Here is a 15452-nt window from a genome sequence, read left to right as displayed (position 1 = left end):
TGTAAGAAAAGACTATGAATCTGGCAAAACAAAAGCTGCTGGCGGTGACGTGCGCACTGACCACGGCACTGGTGTGGGGGCTGATGTGGTTCCCGTTTCGCACGCTGCACGAGGCCGGCTTTTCCACCGCCGCCACCTCGCTGACGGTGTACCTGGTCTCCGCCACGCTGGGCGTGGTGCTGTTCCGCGAGGTATTCCGCCGCGAGGCACGCTTCGAATTCATCCTGCTGCCGCTGGCCCTGCTCTATGGCTGGTGCAACTTCAGCTACACCTGGGCGGTGTCGGAAGGGCAGGTGATGCGCGTGCTGCTGCTGTTCTACCTGTCGCCGCTGTGGAGCGCGCTGTTTTCCTGGCTGCTGCTGCACGAGCGGCTGAGCCGCATCGGCTGGCTGGTGATCGCCATGTCGCTGGGCGGCATGATGGTGATCCTGTACCGGCCGGGGCTGTTTAGCGGCGATTTCTTCTCCAGCCGCGCCGACTGGCTGGCGCTGTCCGGCGGCATCAGCTTCGCGCTGGGCAATGTGCTGTCCAAGAAGGCGTACGCGCTGCCGGTGGCGCTGAAGTCGGCGATGGTGTGGCTGGGCGTGGCCGCCTGCGGCCTGGCGTCGCTGCTGTGGCGCGGCCAGCTGGGCGCGGAGCTGGCGCTGCTGCACGGCGAGGTGCTGCTGATCGTGCTGGTGCTGGGTGTCACGCTGCTGGCCACCAGCATCATCTCGATGCACGGGCTGTCGATCCTGCCGGCGACGCAGGTGATGACACTGATGCTGATGGAGCTGCTGTTCGCCGCCATTTCCGCCTATCTGCTCGCCGGCGAGCGCATGCAGCTGCAGGAGTGGATCGGCGGCGCGCTGATCGCCAGCGCCAGCCTGCTGTCCGGCCACATCGTCGCCAAGCCGAAGCCGGTGGCGCAGCCGCTGCCGCAGGCGGCGTAAGAAGCTGTGCAATGTCTGCTGCGACTTGTTCGCAATAGGGCGATACGGCGTTAAAAACGCCTGCGGCATGCTGGTTATCTCCAGCTAAACGCCGCTTCCTCGGACGTGTTCGCCTTGTCTCGCGTGAGCGCGCGAGACTTTGAACAGGTTCTAAGGCAAGGTTGGCCGCAGGTATTGCGGCCAACCTTGTGCTGATGCATTCCGTTATTGCCACGCCACGCCACGCCACGCCACGCCAGCCCGGCCCGGCCCGGCCCGGCCCGCGACGCCGGCCAGGCCGCCACTCACTCCTCTGTGTTTGCCGCCTTCGTCACTTGTGTTTTGCCACGGCGTTGGCGATAATCAATTCAATATTTCAACGATTGTCAAAATATGGAAACGAAATCCGCCGTCAAGATGCTGGCCGCGCTGGCGCAGGAGACCCGCCTCGCGGTGTTCCGCCAGCTGGTGGAGGCCGGCCCCGCCGGTCGCGCCGCCGGCGAGCTGGCCGAGGCGCTGGGCTGTGCGCCGGCCACCTTGTCCTTCCATCTGAAAGAGCTGTCCAACGCGGCGCTGATCGAGGGGCACCAGGATGGCCGCTTCGTGATCTACGCCGCCAACTTCGCCAGCATGAACGCGCTGCTGGCGTTTATGACCGAAAACTGCTGTCGCGCTTCCAGCGCCGACGGCTGTGCTTGCTGAACAGGAGAACTGTCATGAAACGACTGCATATTCACGTGTCGGTGGATGAACTGGCCACCAGCATCCGCTTCTATAACGCGCTGTTCGGCGCCGAACCGACGGTATTGAAACACGACTACGCCAAGTGGATGCTGGACGATCCGCGCGTCAACTTCGCCATCAGTCAGCGCGGCGCCCCGGCCGGGCTGGATCACCTGGGCATCCAGGCCGAGAACGGCGACGAGCTGGCCGAGCTGAAGCAGCGCATCGACGCCGCCGGCATGGCGGCGCTGACGGAAGAGGGCACCACCTGCTGCTACGCCAGATCGGACAAGCACTGGGTGCAGGACCCGTCCGGCATCGCGTGGGAGACCTACCACACGCTGGACAGCGCGCCGACCTATAACGACGCGCCGCAGGCGGTCGCGGCCAACCCCGACAGCTGCTGTGCCCCGGCACCGGCCGCGCTGGCGGCCGCCGACGCCTGTTGCGCCCCGGCTGATAGCAGCACTACGGCCAGCGCCTGCTGCGCACCGGCCCCGCAAAAAGTCCAGCTGATCGCGCGCAAGAACATCGAAGCCATCGTTTCCAAGGAAAGGAAGTCCCGTGACTGACAAGGTCTACAACGTGCTGATCCTGTGCACCGGCAACTCGGCGCGCAGCGTTCTCGGCGAAGCGCTGATCAACCATCTGGGCCAGGGCCGCTTCAAGGGCTACAGCGCCGGCAGCCAGCCTGCCGGCAAGGTCAACGCCTACGCGCTGAAGACCCTGGAAAAGCACGGCATCGACAGCAGCGGCTACCGCAGCAAGAGCTGGGACGAATTCGGCACGCCGGATGCACCACAGATGGACTTCGTGTTCACCGTCTGCGGCAGCGCCGCCGGCGAGACCTGTCCGCTGTGGCCGGGCACGCCGCTGCGCGCGCACTGGGGGCTGGAGGATCCGGCCGGCGTCGGCAGTAACGACGACGAGGCGATGGCGGCGTTCGCGACGGCATACCAGATCATCCATCGCCGCGTCAGCCGCTTCGTCGCGCTGGACATTGCCGCCATGGGCGAGGACGAACTGAAGGCCGAACTGGCCGCTATCGGGAAGGCATAAACGATGCGGGCATTGGTTGCAGAAGCCATCGGCAGTGCCTTGCTGCTGGCGGTAGTGGTCGGCTCCGGCATCATGGGGCAAGCCCTGGCCGCCGGAAACGACGCGGTCGCCTTGCTGGCCAATGCGCTGGCCACCGGCGCCGGCCTGCTGGTGCTGATCACGCTGTTCGCGCCGCTGTCGGGCGCGCACTTCAATCCGGCGGTCAGCCTGGTGATGGCAGCGCGTGGCGAATTGCCGTGGCCGCGCGTGCTGCCTTATCTGGCGGCGCAAGTGGTCGGCGCCGTCGCCGGCGTGCTGCTGGCGCACGCGATGTTCGACCTGCCCTTGCTGCAGGCGTCACAGCACGTGCGTAGCGGTTGGCCGCAATGGCTGGCCGAGGTCACCGCGACCGCCGGCCTGCTGCTGACCATTCTGGGTGGCGTGCGCCATGCCCGCGACAAGGTGGCGCTGCTGGTAGCGCTCTACATCGTGGCGGCGTACTGGTTTACCGCCTCGACCTCGTTCGCCAACCCGGCGGTGACGCTGGCGCGCAGCCTGACCGATACCTTTGCCGGCATCGCGCCGGCCGATGTCGGCGGCTTTGTGCTGGCGCAGCTGGCGGGAGCAGCCATCGGTGGCGCACTGGGCGGCTGGCTGTTTGCCGCCGAGCGGGGCACTGCCGACGCCTGAGGCGGCAGCTTTGTTTGCCAGAGGCCGCAGCTTGCTGCGGCTTATTTTTTCATCCAAAAAAAAACGGCCCGCAGGCCGTATCAAGAGAAGCTACAACGCAGATTCGGTTCACACGAAGATCACCAGCGCCGCCATCGCGCCGTGCGCGCCCATCACCAGGCTCTGTTCGATGTCGGCGGTGCGCGAGCTGCCGCTGATGAAGCCGCCAAAGCCGTGCTCGCGGATGCTGACGCGGGCGTAGGCGTCGCGCATGGTGTCGACGATGGCGTCTTTGGGTACCACCAGCACCAGCTTCTGGGTGAGGAAGTACAGCGCACGCTGGCTGTTGCCGGCGTGGCTGACCCACACCGCCGCGCTTTCCGCCACCGCCAGCTCGCCGGGCACGATGGCGATATCGACGTCGTGCCAGTCGTGCGGCGCGGTTACCTGTTCCGGGTTGGCGGCGGTGATATCGGCCACGCGGCCGGCTTGCGGCCAACGTTGCGCGACGATGCCGGCGACGGTTTCGCCCGGCTGCAGTTGCACCGCATCGCCGCCGAGGTTGCGCACCAGCGTGGCAAAGGCGTCGAACTTGTCGGCAAAGGTGATGAACGGCACCGCGTCGATGTCCGGCAGCGCCGGGCCTTGCGGGCGGTTGTGCCGCAGTTTGGCCAGTATCTGTTCGCGGCTGCTCATGGCGCGCTCCATTGGTAATGGTTGTCCCAGTCGTCGGCCTGCAACAGTACAAAGCCGTGACGCTGGTAGAAAAGGTTGGCCGCACTGTGCTTCAGTGCGCCGAGTCTTATGGGCAAACCCTGTGCTGCGGCCTGCTGCTGCAATTGCTGCAGCAGCGCGCTGCCGATGCCGTGGCCGCTGTGTGCCGGCGCCAGATACAGGTGATGCAGGTACAGGTGGTCGGCGGCGGTGTGCAGCGCGTACCAGCCGATGCGCTCGCCATGCTGCACGATCCAGCGGCTGTGCTGTGGCGCAAAGCTGGCGGCCAGGCGGTCGCGGGCGCGCCCGGCGTCGAAGCGGCCGATGGCTTCCAGACTGGGCTGCATCGCGGCGATGCGCAGTGTCAGCAGCGCCTCGAAATCGTCGGCCGCTACCGGCGTGGTGTGCCAGTCGCTCATGGTTTGTCCTTCTGCCGTGCCTGCCACATCTCCTTGAAGCTCTGTGCCGGCATCTGCGGCAGCTCGCGTCCCGGCCGGCTCCACGCGCTGTGCTGCGTCAGCGCCACCGGCATGATCGGCACCACCTTGCGCATCAGCTTGCCGCCGGCGTCCAGCAGCGACGGATGCTGGGTCAGGAAGCGCATCGCCAGCAGCCCCATCTTCTTCACCGGCTTCAGCGTGCCGGCGTCGAAGGCGCGCTTGCGCTGCAGGATCAGCTGTTCGTGCAGGTTGATCTTCACCGGGCACACATTGCTGCACGAGCCGCAGGTGGTGCAGGCAAACGCCATGCTGCCGTGCTTCTTGATGTCGCGGCTGGGGCCCAGCGTGGAGCCGATCGGCCCCGGAATGATGTAGCTGTAGCTGTGGCCGGTGCTGCGGCGGTACACCGGGCAGGTGTTCATGCAGGCGCCGCAGCGGATGCAGCGCAGGCTCTGCGAGAAGTCGTCGCTGCCGAGGATGTCGCTGCGGCCGTTGTCGACGATGACGATGTGCATCTCGCCGCCGGGGCGCGCCTGCTGGAAGTGCGAGGTGTAGGTGGTGATCGGCGAGCCGATGGCGGAGCGCGCCAGCAGGCGAGTGAACACGCCCAGGTGCGCCTGCTTGGGGATGATCTTTTCCAGCCCCATGCTGGCGATGTGGATCGGCGGCAGCGCGGTGCCGAGGTCGGCATTGCCTTCGTTGGTGCACACCACCACGCCACCGGTTTCGGCGATGGCGAAGTTGACGCCGGTGAGGCCGGCGCCGGCGGTGAGGAAGTGCTCACGCAGGTTGGCGCGCGCGGCGTGGGTCAAATAGGTCGGGTCGTTGTTGCCTGCCTCGGTGCCCAGCTCCTTGTGGAACAGCTCGGAGATCTGTTCCTTCTTCAGGTGAATGGCCGGCATCACGATGTGGCTCGGCGGTTCGTGGCGCAGCTGCACGATGCGCTCGCCCAGATCGGTGTCGATCACCTCGATGCCGCGCTGCTCCAGATACGGGTTCAGCCCGCATTCCTCGGTCAGCATCGACTTCGACTTTACCAATTTTTTAACGTTGGCCGCCGCCAGGATGCCGTGCACGATACGGTTGTGCTCGTCGGCGTCGGCGGCCCAGTGCACGGTGACGCCGTTGCGCTCGGCGTTGGCCTGGAATTCGGTCAGGTACTCGTCCAGCCGCGACAGCGTGTGCGACTTGATCTGCTGCGCCAGTGCGCGCAACTGTTCCCACTCCGGCAGCTGCTTGGCCTGCGCGTCGCGCTTTTGCCGCACCCACCAGATGGCGCTGTCGTGCCAGCGCGCCTGTTCGCGGTCCTGCAAAAAGGCGGCCGCCGCTGCGGCGTGGTTGATGTTGTCCTGCTTCATGCAGCGCCTCCGCGTCCGGTGAGGATCTCGACGATGTGCAGCGGGCGGATGGGCCGGCACTTGTGGCGGATGATGCCGCCCATGTGCATCAGACAGGACGGGTCGGCGCCGACGATGAACTCGGCACCGGTGGCCTCGTGCTGCGCGACGCGGTCTTCGCCCATCGCCACCGACACTTCCGGCTCGTCCACGCTGAAGGTGCCGCCAAAGCCGCAGCACTCGTCGCGGCGCTCCGGCAGCCGCACGTCGACGCCGTCCACCAGCTGCAGGATGCGTTCCAGCCGCGAGTGGTAGGGGATCATCAGCTCCGACGGCGCGGCGTGGCCCAGCTCGCGCAGGCCGTGGCAGCTCTGGTGGATCGACACCGGGTGCGGGAAGTACACCGGCTTGGGCAGCCTGTCCACTTTCAGCACGTCCTGCAGGAATTCCACGATCTCGTACACGCGCGGCTGCATGGCCTGATAGTCGGCGTCGTCGGCGATGTACCACGGGTAGTGATGCTTGACGTGCGAGGTGCAGCTGCCGGACGGCGACACGATGTAGTCGTAGTCCTTGAACACGCGGGTAAAGCGGCGCGCGGCGTCGCAGGCGCCCTGGCTGTCGCCGTTATTACTCAATGGTTGGCCGCAACAGGACTGTTCCAGCGGGTAGACGACATCGATACCGTAGCCTTCCAGCAGCTCGGCGGTGGCCATCGCCACGTGCGGATACAGTTCGTTGACGAAACAGGGAATGAAAAGGGCGACGTTCATGGCGTAAGCGGGGTCTCCAGCGCAATGCCCGGGCAGGCTCGTTCTGGATTAAAGCCCGTGCCGGTGCGCCTGCCAATGCGGAATTACCCTTGCGCCGGCAATTGTCAGTAGCCTGATACATTGCGGTGATGATGGCGACAACTTGCTGCGCTGAAATGGGCGTCCGTATTGGAGGATGTCATGACGCAACACTCAGCAAATCCGGCAGCAAATCCGGCGCGCCGCTGGCGTCGGCGCGGCCTCGGCCTGCTGCTGCTCGCGGCGCTGCTGCTGGCCGCCTGCACGCTGTGGCCGCAGCCGGCCGCGACCAGCCAATGGCTGACGCAGCGCGTCAGCAGCGGCGAGCTGGAACAGACCGTGACCGCGCAGGGCGCGCTGGCGCCGCGCGACTATGTCGATGTCGGCGCCCAGGTGTCCGGCCAGCTCAGCCGCGTCTACGTCGCCATCGGCGAGCAGGTGAAAAAAGGCCAGCTGCTGGCGCAGATCGACCCCGAGGTGTACCAGACCAAGGTCGCCGCCGACCAGGCCGCGGTCGCCGACCTGCAGGCGCAGCTGGAGCAGCAGCAGGTCGCCACCGCGCGTGCGCGCCAGCTGCTGACACGGCAAACGGCGCTGGCCAAGGTGGACGCGACTACCAGCGAGACGCTGGAGCAGGCGCAGGCCGGCTTCGAGCAGGCGCGCGCCGGCGAGCGCTCGCTGCAGGCGCAGCTGGCCAAGGCGCAGGCGACGCTGAAGGGCGATGCGGCCAACCTTGGCTACACCCGCATCTATGCGCCGCTGGACGGCACCGTGGTGTCGCAGACGGTGCTGCAGGGGCAGACCATCAACGCCAGCCAGTCGGCGCCGACGCTGCTGCGCGTGGCGCGGCTGGACACCATGACGGTGGAGGCGGAGGTGGCCGAGGCCGACATCCCGCTGCTGCGCCCGGGCATGGCCGCCTATTTCACCACGCTGGGTGACAGCCAGACCCGCCACGCCGCCAGCATCCGCCAGATCAAGCCGACCCCGACCACCAGCAACGACGTGGTGCTGTACACCGTGCTGCTCGACGTTGCCAACCCCGGCCACAAGCTGATGATAGACATGACGGCGCAGGTGTTTTTCAGCCTTGCCAAGGTCAGCGGTCTGCCGGTGGTGCCGCTCACCGCGCTGCAGCCGCTGGCGGTGGGTCGCAAGCGCTACCGCACGCAGGTGCTGAACCGCGACGGCCAGCCGGAAACGCGCGAGGTGGAGGTGGCGCTGCTCACCCGCAGCCAGGCGGCGATCCGCAGCGGCCTGCGCGTCGGCGAGCAGCTGGTGCTGGCGCAGCAGGCGGCCGGCGGCAGCAAGAGCGGCAGCCTGCCGCCGCCACCACCGGGAGGCTGACATGGGCGCACTGTTAAGCCTGCAGCAACTGGGCAAGCTCTACCCCAACGGCGACGAGACGGTGCCGGCGCTGGCCGACATCACGCTGGACATCGCCGAGGGCGAGTTCGTCGCGCTGCTTGGGCCGTCCGGCTGCGGCAAGTCGACGCTGATGAACATCCTCGGCTGCCTCGACCGCCCCAGCCACGGCTGTTACCTGGTCAACGGCCAGGACGTGGCGATGCTGGACGGCGACGCGCTGGCGACGCTGCGCCGCGACAGCTTCGGCTTCGTGTTCCAGCGCTACAACCTGCTGGCGACGGCGAGCGCCGAGGACAACGTGGCGCTGCCGGCGATCTACGCCGGCGTCGGCCGCCAGCAGCGTCGCCAGCGGGCGCAGCAGCTGCTGACGCGGCTGGGGCTGGGCACGCGGCTGATACACAAGCCGGGGCAGCTGTCCGGTGGCCAGCAGCAGCGGGTGTCGATCGCGCGTGCGCTGATCAACGACGCGCCGGTGATCCTCGCCGACGAGCCGACCGGCGCGCTGGACAGCCACAGCGGGCAGCAGGTGCTGGCGCTGCTGCAGCAGCTGCACCGCGAGGGACGCACCATCGTGCTGATTACCCATGATCTGGACATTGCCCGCCACGCCGAACGCATCGTGCGCCTGCGCGACGGCCGCATCGAGTCCGACAGCGGCGCGGTCGTGCGGCCAACGTTGGCCGCAACCGTAGCGGCAACGCCGACGCCGCTGCGGCCGTCCGGCGCGGTGCAGTGGCTGGAGACGCTGCACATGGCGCTGGGCAGCCTGCGCGCCAAGCTGTTCCGCACCGCGCTGACGCTGCTGGGGGTGATCATCGGCGTCGCCGCGGTGGTGACCATGCTGGCGATCGGTGACGGCAGCAAGGCCGACGTGCTGCAGCGCATCTCGGCGATGGGCACCAACCTGTTGCTGGTGCGCCCCGGCGCCGCCGGTATCCGCCCGACGGGCGAGATCGCCAGCCTCACCGCCGGCGACGCCAGCGCGATGCAAGGGCTGCCCAATATCGACAGCGTGGTGCCGATGCGCAGCGGCAGCGCCACCCTGCGCGTCGGCAACCGCGATTACCAGACGCAGCAGGTGCAAGGGGTGTGGCCGAGCTACAGCCGCGTCAAGGACTGGACGGTCAGCCGCGGCGCCTTCTTCGGCGACGCGGAAGAGCGGACGCAGGCGGCGGTGATCGTGCTGGGGCAGACCGTGGTCGACAGCCTGTTCCCGGCCGGGCAGCAGCCGGTCGGCCAGTACGTGATGGTGTCCAACATCCCGTTCGAGGTGGTGGGGGTGATGAGCAGCAAGGGTGCCAATACCTTCGGCCAGGACCAGGACGACGTCGCCTTCGTGCCGCTGTCCACCGCGCAGTCGCGGTTGTTCGGCGGCCAGTACGTCAGTTCGATCACGGTGAAGATCGCCGACATCGGCGTCAGTGGCGCCACCGAAACCATGCTGCAGCAGCTGCTGCGCGCCCGCCACGGCAGCGAGGACTTCCAGCTGCGCAACACCGCGTCGCTGGTGGAGATGATCACCTCGACGCAGAACACGCTGACGCTGCTGCTGGGCTCGGTGGCGGCGGTGTCGCTGCTGGTCGGCGGCATCGGGGTGATGAACATCATGCTGGTGTCGGTGACCGAGCGCACCCGCGAGATCGGGCTGCGCATGGCCACCGGCGCGCGGATGCAGGCCATCCTGCTGCAGTTCAATGTCGAGGCGGTGCTGGTGTGCGGCCTCGGCGGCGTGATCGGCATCGTGCTGGGGCTGGCGCTGGTGTGGGGCCTGCGCCTGGGCGGGGTGTCGGTGGCGTTTTCATGGCTGCCGCCGCTGCTGGCCTTCGGCTGCGCGTTTGCCACCGGCTGCGTGTTCGGCTACCTGCCGGCGCGCAAGGCGGCGCAGCTGGACCCGGTGCTGGCACTGGCCGCGGAATAATCAGGAACATAATCATGAAACAACATTCATCCTGGCGCCGGCGGCTGGGCGTGCTGGCCGTGGCGCTGGCCCTCAGCTCTGCAACGTTGGCCGCAACACCGGGCAGCGCCGACATCCCGCTGCAGCAGGACGGCTGGCGCGCGCCGACCGGCCAGTGGCACGCGCCGCGCAGCAATGCAGAGTGGTGGCAGGCCTTCGGCAGTGCCGAGCTGGTGCAGCTGATCGCTGACGCTCGCGCCGCCAACCCGGAGCTGCTGGCGGCGCAGGCGGCGATCGCCAAGGCGCAGGCGGTGCGGACGCAGACCGCCGCCGGCGGCCTGCCGCAGCTGAGCCTGTCCGGCAGCGCGCAGCGGCAGCAGGGCAGCAGCAGCGTCAGCCTGGCGCCGACGCTGAGCTACCAGCTCGACTGGTGGGGGCGGCAGCAGGCGCTTCTGGCCGGCGACAGCGCACGACTGGTGGCCAGTGTCGCCAGCCGCGACGCGGCGGCGCTGACGCTGGAGGGCGAGGTGGCGCGCCAGTATTTCTCGTTGCTGCTACTGGACGAACAGCAGCAGCTGGACAGCCGGCGCCTGCTGCTGCTGACGCAGCGGCTGAGCCTGTTGCAGCAGCAGATCCGGCTGGGGCAGACGGCGCCGCGCGACGAGGCGGAGCTGGTGCAGACGATTGCCACGCTGCAGGCGACGCTGGCGGCGCAGCGCCTGGAACTGCAGCAGGCCTACAACGCGCTGGCGGTGCTGTGCGGCAAGGCGCCGCAGGATTTCCGGCCGCAGGGCAGCAAGCTGCAGGCATTGTCCCTGCCGCTGCCGGCCGACATCCAGCCGGCGCAGCTGCTGCAACGGCGGCCGGACATCCGTGCCGCCGACGCCACGCTGCAGGCATTGCAGGGCGACGTGGCGGCGGCGCGCGCCGCGCTGTACCCGACGCTGACGCTGTCGTTGCAGGGCGTGCTCAGCAGCGCCGGCGGCGGTCCGGCGCAGTGGCTGGGCAGCGCACTGGCCAGCCTGGCGGCGCCGCTGTTCGACGGCGGCAAGCTGAAGGCCGGCGTGGCGCTGAGCGAGGCGCAATACCAGGCGCAGCTGCAGAACTGGCGCGGCACGGTGCTGGCCGCGTTGCAGCAGGCGGACGACGCGCTGCACGCGGTGGCCAGCGGCGAGCAGGGGATGCAGGCGCAGCAGGCGAAGCTGGGTGCGGCGCGGCGCACGGAACAGATCGATGGCGCGCGTTACCGGCTGGGGGCGCTGGAGCGCGGCACGCTGCTGGACACGCAGGCGAATACCTTGGCGGCGGAGTCGGCATGGCTGGCGGCGCGGCAGGCGCAGCTGGCGGCCAGGGTCACGCTGTACCAGGCACTGGGCGGCGCGCCGCTGGCGGCAGAACACGACGCCGCCTGAGGCGGTGTGCGTGACGGTGTCGCGCCGGCCTGGCGGCGGCCGGGGCGGCGGGGTGAACGGCACCGTACCAAGACACCGTGACGCCTGCCGGCGTCACGGTGTTTTCCTGCGCGCAGCTAAGATCGAGAACAGGTTCCAAGGTTGGCCGCAGGCGTTCACACCGGGTCGATGTGGGTCATCACGTCCAGCACCGGCTGGCTGCTCATCACCCGCAGCCGCGCCGCGGCGGCGATGTCGTGCCCCTGGTGCACGGTCAGATTGCCGTCGATCTCGAGGTGGACGTCGACCTGGATCTGGTCGGCCATGCGCCGCGTGCGCAGGTCGTGCACGCCCTGCACCCCCGGTGTCGCCAGCAGCGTGGCGCGGATGGCGGCCACGGTGTCCGCGTCGGCGGCGCGGTCCATCAGGTCGTGCAGCGCGTCCCAGGCGAAGCCCCAGCCGGTCTTGCCGACCATGAAGCCGACCAGCGCCGCCGCCAGCGGATCGAGCCAGGTGTAGCCGGCGAGGTTGCCGGCGATGCCCAGCGCCACCACCAGCGACGAGGCTGCGTCGGCGCGCGCATGCCAGGCGTTGGCCACCAGCATGCTGGAGCGCACCTCGCTGGCGATCTTCAGCATGTAGCGGAACAGCAGTTCCTTGGACAGCAGCGTCAGCAGCGCGACCCACAGCGCCGCCTGGTGTACCGGCGCCAGCGGGGTGCCGCTGGTGATCTTGTTACCGGCGCCGAGCAGCATGCTGGCACCGGCACCCAGCAGCAGCAGGCCCAGCGCCAGCGAAGCGGCGGTCTCGTAGCGCTGGTGGCCGTAGTGGTGGTCGTCGTCCGGCGCCTTGTGACTGTGGCGGCGGGCCAGCAGTGCGACGAAATCGGCGATCAGGTCGGACAGCGAGTGCAGCGCGTCGGCCACCAGTGCCTGCGAACCGGCCCACAGCCCGGTGATGATCTGCAGCACGGTGAGCATGACATTGACGGCAACGCTGAGCCACAGGCTGCGCTGCGCGGCCTGCTGCAGGGAGGGATGCGGATGCGGGTTCATGCCGGGCTCCGGAAAAAAGGGGGGATGCTGGCAGCGGCGACTGAAGCCAGCCTTAACGCGCGCCGGTGGCTCATGGCAGATCCTGCTCGTCGTTTTCGTCCAGCGGCGGCAGGTTGGCCAGCAGCTCGCCGAGCAGGCTCTGCGTCAGCCACGCCGGCACCGCCGGCAGCTGCCACTCGGCCTTGTCGGCGCACAGCAGCAGCGTGCGCAGGAAACGGTGAAAACCGGGACGGCTCTGGCGCAGATTCAGCGTCTTGTCGCCGCAGACAAAGCTGAGGCTGGCGTAGTCGCGGCCCAGCTGTGCATCCAGCCCGGTGCACAGCAGGATGTCGCTGTCGCCCGGCCGCGCCGGCGCGCTGTCGCTGAACTGCAGCGGGCGGTGATGCCGGTCGCGGCCGTCGAGGTCTTCCTCGTTCATCGCCATGCGGTGTTCCAGCGCGATGCGCTCGTCCTCGTTGCCGGCACCGGGAACGCCGTCGCCGGGTACCTGGCTGGCGAACAGGCGCGCGATGTCGTCGACAATGGAGCAGGTCAGGCGCCGCGTCAGCCACAGCTTGTGGTCACCCGGCTGCACCACCACCAGCAGGCGGTCTTCGGACTGGAAATAGCTAAAGGAAGTTGAACTCATCCGCGGATGGTAAAGGCTGGCCGACAAATCGCAAAGCATCGCGCCATGCGTCTTATAATGCCGGTCATGACAGCCAACTCCCTGCACCCCTTTTCGCGCCTGACCCCGGATTTCCTGCTCGACGCGGTGGAAAGCCTCGGCCTGCGCTGCGACGGCCGCCTGCTGGCGCTGAACAGCTACGAAAACCGCGTCTACCAGATCGGCATCGAGGACGGCACGCCGCTGGTGGCCAAGTTCTACCGCCCGGAGCGCTGGAGCGACGCGCAGATCCAGGAAGAACACGATTTCGCCGCCGAGCTGGCCGAGCGCGACATCCCGGTGGTGACGGCGCTGGCCTTCGGCGGCCGCACGCTGCACCACTACCAGGATTTCCGCCTCGCGCTGTTCCCGCGCCGTGGCGGTCATGCGCCGGAGCTGGACGACGCGAACACCCTCGCATGGCTGGGGCGCTTCCTCGGCCGCCTGCACTCGCACGGTGCGGTGGCGCCCTACCACTTGCGGCCAACCCTGGACCTCGACAGCTATGGCGAGGCCTCGCTGCGCTGCGTGCAGGAACAGGCGCGGCTGCCCTACGACCTGGCCACCCCCTACGAGCAGGCGGCACGACAGGCGCTGGACGAGGTGCAGCGCGCCTTCGACCGCGCCGGCGACGTCAGCTGGCGCCGCGTGCACGGCGACTGTCACGTCGGCAATATCCTGTGGACGCAAGAGGGACCGCACTTCGTCGACCTCGACGACAGCTGCATGGCGCCGGCGCTGCAGGACCTGTGGATGCTTCTCAGCGGCGACCGCGCGCAGCAACAGGCGCAGCTGCTGGAGCTGATCGTCGGCTACGAGGACTTCTGCGATTTCGACCGCCGCGAGCTGCACCTGCTGGAAGCGCTGCGTACGCTGCGCCTGCTGCACTACAGCGCGTGGCTGACGCGGCGGCGCGACGATCCGGCCTTTGTCGTTGCCTTTCCGTGGTTCGATACCGCGCAGTACTGGCAGGAGCGCATTGTCGAACTGCAACAACAGCGGGAGGCGATGCGCGAGGCCCCGCTCTGCGTCTGAACCCGCCCTCCGGCGGGTTTTTTTGACCCCGGAATGGCCGTGCTCGCGCACGGTTGCGGCACGGCTTGCTGCACTGCGGGACAGGGCGTGTTTTTTGCGGCGCGGCGGCTTGCATTTCTGTAGCAGATCAGGCAAGAATCATCGTTCGACATCCAAAACCCTATCAAGAAAACATAACATGGCACTTATCGTACAAAAGTACGGCGGTACCTCGATGGGCTCCCCGGAGCGCATCAAGAACGTGGCCCGCCGTGTCGCCAAATGGAAAGCCCAGGGACATGATGTGGTGGTTGTCGTATCCGCCATGAGCGGGGAAACCAACCGCCTGATCGCATTGGCCAAGGAAATCCAGGATCAGCCTGATCCGCGCGAACTCGATGTAATCATCTCTACCGGCGAACAGGTCACCATCGGCCTCTTGTCCATGGCGCTGAAGGAAATCGGCGTCGAGGCCAAGAGCTACTGCGGCTGGCAGGTGCGTGTCGTCACCGACAGCGCCTTCAACAAGGCCCGCATCCAGTCGATTGACGAAGCCGCGATGCGTGGCGACCTCAACGACGGGCGCGTGGTCGTTGTTGCCGGCTTCCAGGGCATCGACGAGCAGGGCAACCTCACCACGCTGGGTCGTGGCGGTTCAGACACCTCCGCGGTGGCACTGGCGGCGGCGCTGAAGGCCGACGAATGCCAGATCTACACCGACGTGGATGGTGTCTACACCACCGACCCGCGCGTGGTGCCGGAAGCGCGCCGCCTGAAGACCATCACTTTCGAAGAGATGATCGAGATGGCATCGCTGGGCTCCAAGATCCTGCAGATCCGCTCGGTGGAGTTCGCCGGCAAGTACAAGGTACGCCTGCGCGTGCTCTCCAGCTTTGAAGACGAGGGCGAGGGCACACTGATTACGTTTGAGGAAGATGAGAATATGGAAAAGGCCGTAGTTGCCGGTATCGCGTTCGACCGTAACGAAGCACGCATCAACGTCAAGGGCGTGCCGGACAAGCCGGGCATCGCCTACCAGATCCTGGGCCCGATCGCCGATGCCAACGTTGAAGTCGACATGATCATCCAGAACGTCGGTGAAAACGGCACCACCGATTTCTCCTTCACCGTGCCGCGCGGCGAGTTCCCGCGCACCATGGGCGTGCTGCGCGACGTGCAGACCCACATCGGCGCCGCCAAGATCGACGCCGACGACAAGGTGGCCAAGGTGTCCATCGTCGGTGTCGGCATGCGCTCGCACTGCGGCATCGCCTCCACCATGTTCCGCACCCTGGCGGAAGAGGGCATCAACATCCAGATGATCTCCACTTCCGAGATCAAGGTATCGGTGCTGATCGACGAGAAATACCTGGAACTGGCGGTGCGCGTGTTGCACAAGGCCTTCGGTCTGGACCAGGCAATTGCCAATTAATTGGCACTAAAGCTTGACGGCAGGCG

Annotated in this window: 16 protein-coding genes; 10 read left to right on the top strand and 6 right to left on the bottom strand. The window is 67.5% G+C overall.

Going from position 1 to position 15452, the window contains the following annotated elements; genetic code table 11:
* The first annotated feature begins 14 nt into the window (after positions 1 to 14).
* The 5 genes from PQU89_RS07115 (at position 15) to PQU89_RS07095 (ending at position 3362) form a co-directional block, all read left to right on the top strand.
* Positions 15 to 932, top strand: coding sequence for a DMT family transporter (locus tag PQU89_RS07115; RefSeq protein WP_272765226.1), 918 nt, complete (start codon positions 15 to 17; stop codon positions 930 to 932).
* A 372-nt stretch (positions 933 to 1304) separates the two neighbouring features.
* On the top strand, positions 1305 to 1613 hold the full coding sequence (locus PQU89_RS07110) for an ArsR/SmtB family transcription factor (RefSeq protein WP_272765225.1): 309 nt from the start codon (positions 1305 to 1307) through the stop codon (positions 1611 to 1613).
* A 14-nt stretch (positions 1614 to 1627) separates the two neighbouring features.
* Positions 1628 to 2206 carry an ArsI/CadI family heavy metal resistance metalloenzyme gene (locus PQU89_RS07105; protein WP_272765224.1) on the top strand — a complete coding sequence of 193 codons (579 nt, stop codon included), beginning with the start codon at positions 1628 to 1630 and terminating at the stop codon, positions 2204 to 2206.
* A complete protein-coding gene (locus tag PQU89_RS07100; RefSeq protein ID WP_272765223.1) occupies positions 2199 to 2693 on the top strand; it encodes an arsenate reductase ArsC in 495 nt (164 codons plus the stop codon). Before PQU89_RS07105 ends, PQU89_RS07100 begins: the two co-directional genes overlap by 8 nt.
* Before the next feature lie 3 nt (positions 2694 to 2696).
* A complete protein-coding gene (locus tag PQU89_RS07095) occupies positions 2697 to 3362 on the top strand; it encodes an aquaporin (RefSeq protein ID WP_272765222.1) in 666 nt (221 codons plus the stop codon).
* A gap of 108 nt (positions 3363 to 3470) precedes the next feature.
* Here PQU89_RS07095 and PQU89_RS07090 read toward each other — a convergent pair whose 3' ends face one another.
* From PQU89_RS07090 to PQU89_RS07075, 4 genes are read right to left on the bottom strand one after another with little or no spacing between them, the layout of a single operon-like run.
* Positions 3471 to 4037, bottom strand: a complete 567-nt coding sequence (locus tag PQU89_RS07090) for a LutC/YkgG family protein (protein ID WP_272765221.1) — start codon at positions 4035 to 4037, stop codon at positions 3471 to 3473.
* Positions 4034 to 4474 carry a GNAT family N-acetyltransferase gene (locus PQU89_RS07085; RefSeq protein ID WP_272765220.1) on the bottom strand — a complete coding sequence of 147 codons (441 nt, stop codon included), beginning with the start codon at positions 4472 to 4474 and terminating at the stop codon, positions 4034 to 4036. Before PQU89_RS07085 ends, PQU89_RS07090 begins: the two co-directional genes overlap by 4 nt.
* Positions 4471 to 5853, bottom strand: coding sequence for a lactate utilization protein B (locus tag PQU89_RS07080; protein WP_272765219.1), 1383 nt, complete (start codon positions 5851 to 5853; stop codon positions 4471 to 4473). Before PQU89_RS07080 ends, PQU89_RS07085 begins: the two co-directional genes overlap by 4 nt.
* Entirely contained in the window at positions 5850 to 6605 is a 756-nt protein-coding gene (locus PQU89_RS07075) for a (Fe-S)-binding protein (RefSeq protein WP_272765218.1), read from the bottom strand. The genes PQU89_RS07080 and PQU89_RS07075 overlap by 4 nt, the downstream gene beginning before the upstream one ends.
* A 180-nt stretch (positions 6606 to 6785) precedes the next feature.
* On the opposite strand from PQU89_RS07075, the gene PQU89_RS07070 reads away from it, so the two are divergent.
* From PQU89_RS07070 to PQU89_RS07060, 3 genes are read left to right on the top strand one after another with little or no spacing between them, the layout of a single operon-like run.
* Entirely contained in the window at positions 6786 to 7970 is a 1185-nt protein-coding gene (locus PQU89_RS07070; RefSeq protein WP_272765217.1) for an efflux RND transporter periplasmic adaptor subunit, read from the top strand.
* Between the two features lies 1 nt (position 7971).
* Positions 7972 to 9909, top strand: a complete 1938-nt coding sequence (locus tag PQU89_RS07065) for a MacB family efflux pump subunit (protein ID WP_272765216.1) — start codon at positions 7972 to 7974, stop codon at positions 9907 to 9909.
* Between the two features lie 14 nt (positions 9910 to 9923).
* On the top strand, positions 9924 to 11300 hold the full coding sequence (locus PQU89_RS07060) for an efflux transporter outer membrane subunit (RefSeq protein ID WP_272765215.1): 1377 nt from the start codon (positions 9924 to 9926) through the stop codon (positions 11298 to 11300).
* A gap of 155 nt (positions 11301 to 11455) precedes the next feature.
* Here the strand turns inward: PQU89_RS07060 and PQU89_RS07055 are convergent, their stop codons facing one another.
* Both PQU89_RS07055 and PQU89_RS07050 read right to left on the bottom strand, forming a co-directional pair.
* Positions 11456 to 12334 (bottom strand): cation diffusion facilitator family transporter, encoded by an 879-nt coding sequence (locus tag PQU89_RS07055; protein WP_272765214.1) that lies wholly within the window; start codon positions 12332 to 12334, stop codon positions 11456 to 11458.
* Between the two features lie 70 nt (positions 12335 to 12404).
* Positions 12405 to 12962, bottom strand: a complete 558-nt coding sequence (locus PQU89_RS07050) for a hypothetical protein (protein ID WP_272765213.1) — start codon at positions 12960 to 12962, stop codon at positions 12405 to 12407.
* 66 nt (positions 12963 to 13028) lie between these two features.
* On the opposite strand from PQU89_RS07050, the gene PQU89_RS07045 reads away from it, so the two are divergent.
* Positions 13029 to 14015 carry a serine/threonine protein kinase gene (locus PQU89_RS07045; RefSeq protein WP_272765212.1) on the top strand — a complete coding sequence of 329 codons (987 nt, stop codon included), beginning with the start codon at positions 13029 to 13031 and terminating at the stop codon, positions 14013 to 14015.
* A gap of 178 nt (positions 14016 to 14193) precedes the next feature.
* On the top strand, positions 14194 to 15426 hold the full coding sequence (locus PQU89_RS07040; RefSeq protein ID WP_272765211.1) for an aspartate kinase: 1233 nt from the start codon (positions 14194 to 14196) through the stop codon (positions 15424 to 15426).
* Positions 15427 to 15452 lie beyond the last annotated feature (26 nt).

The sequence above is a fragment of the Vogesella indigofera genome (genome assembly GCF_028548395.1).
GTDB classification, from domain to species: Bacteria; Pseudomonadota; Gammaproteobacteria; order Burkholderiales; family Chromobacteriaceae; genus Vogesella; species Vogesella indigofera_A.
This window is presented reverse-complemented; position numbering and strand designations above follow the sequence as displayed.